At 75.1% G+C, this 1,438-nt stretch carries 2 protein-coding genes and 1 pseudogene; all 3 read left to right on the plus strand.

Going from position 1 to position 1,438, the window contains the following annotated elements; genetic code table 11:
• Nucleotides 1-6 precede the first annotated feature (6 nt).
• Nucleotides 7-270: a phosphopantetheine-binding protein gene (locus tag J0670_RS37925; RefSeq protein WP_207817317.1), complete on the plus strand. Its 264-nt coding sequence runs from the start codon at nt 7-9 to the stop codon at nt 268-270.
• Between the two features lie 2 nt (nt 271-272).
• Nucleotides 273-1,160, plus strand: a complete 888-nt coding sequence (locus J0670_RS37930) for a hypothetical protein (RefSeq protein WP_207817316.1) — start codon at nt 273-275, stop codon at nt 1,158-1,160.
• Nucleotides 1,157-1,438: pseudogene (locus J0670_RS37935) on the plus strand (hypothetical protein); the annotation flags it as partial. The gene J0670_RS37930 and the pseudogene J0670_RS37935, both read left to right, overlap by 4 nt.

Below are 1,438 nucleotides of genomic sequence, written 5' to 3' on the forward strand. Positions count from 1 at the left end.
ACACTCATGAGCGACACCGCGACCGACCCGAAGTACGTCGACGCCGTCCGCAAGGGCCTGTCGGAGGTCCTCAACAAGGACGTCTCCGGCGCCGACGAGAACGTCCGCCTCTTCGACGAGCTGGGCCTGGACTCCAGCAGCGCGCTCGAACTGCTCATCACCATCGAGGAGATCCTCGACGTGCAGTTCGACGCCGACGAGCTGGACATGACCCACTTCGAGACCGTGGGCTCGCTGGCCGGATTCGTCGCCGCGGAAGCGAGCGCCTGAGCATGTTCCGCGCGACCGCGCCGGTACGGCGCCCGCACCCGGCCGGCCCCGCGGCGCTGCCCCGGCTCGTCCGGGCCGCCGTGCACACCCCGCCGGGGCCGGGCGAGCCGTACCGGCCGGGAGACGCGCGGGAGGAGTTCTACCAGGAGCTCGGGGCGCTCTACGGGGCGTCCTTCGACCGTGAGCAGTTCGCCGCCTCGGGGCGGCGCACCTCGGTGGAGCTGGCCTACGGCGCGCTGGACGCGCTCGGGCCGCTGAGCGCCGAGGAGGCCCCCGAGGTGGTGGTGGTCGCCTACGCCGCCCCGGACTTCGAGCACACCGAGCTGGTCGCCTCCTGCGTCAAACGGCGGCTGCCGGGCGAGCCGCTCGCCTTCGCACTGTCCGACCAGGGCGGCCTGGCGCCGTTCAGCGCCCTGCGGGTGGCCGTGGAGTACGCCCGACGGTGCGGCTGGTCGCGGCTGCTGCTGCTGGTCGTGGACCAGGGCACCCAGCCGTTCCCGCTGCCCGCCGAGCCGTCCCCGGCCGCCGTCCGCGGCGACTCGGCGGTCGCGCTGCTGCTCCGCTGGGACGGCGGCGACCGGCCGTTGGACGGCCTGGCCCAGGGGCGGCCCGGGCCCGAGCTGTTCGAGGCGTGGCCGCGGGACGCGGCCCTGGTGGCCGGGGCGGGCCTGGCCGACTGCCCCGAACTCCCGCCGCGCGGCGGCGCTCCGGCCCAAGCGACCGTCGAAGCGACGGCCGAAGCGGTGGCCGGACGCCCGGCCACCGGGAGCTGGGCGGCACTGCTCACCGTCGACGGCGGCGACCGGCCGGTGGTCGTCGCCGACTACGACCGGGAACGCGACTTCCTGGCCTACTGCACGCTCCACACGGGGGAGTTGAGACACGGATGACCGTTCCGGCCGAGGTGCGGGAGCACTGGCGGGAGGCGAGGACCAGCGCACGCAACGACGGCCTCGTCCCCGCCCTGACCCTGCTGTCCCGCGCGCTGTCCCCGAGCACGCCGCCCCGAGGCCCGCGCGGGCACGCCGTGGTCCCGCGCGAACTCCTGGTCGAGTACGGCGAGTTCGGCGAGCACGGCGAGCACGGCGAGCACGGCGAGCGCAACAAGCACAACAAGTACGGCGAGCACAACGCGCACGGCGCGCCGACAGAACCGGACGGCCGCCGG

Source organism: Streptomyces sp. FH025, assembly GCF_017427025.1.
Taxonomy (GTDB): Bacteria; Actinomycetota; Actinomycetes; order Streptomycetales; family Streptomycetaceae; genus Kitasatospora.

Excerpts from the sequence above, each read along its gene's own strand:
- J0670_RS37925 (WP_207817317.1), top strand. The coding sequence starts at position 7 with ATGAGCGACACCGCGACCGACCCGAAGTACGTCGACGCCGTCCGCAAG.
- J0670_RS37930 (WP_207817316.1), top strand. The coding sequence starts at position 273 with ATGTTCCGCGCGACCGCGCCGGTACGGCGCCCGCACCCGGCCGGCCCC.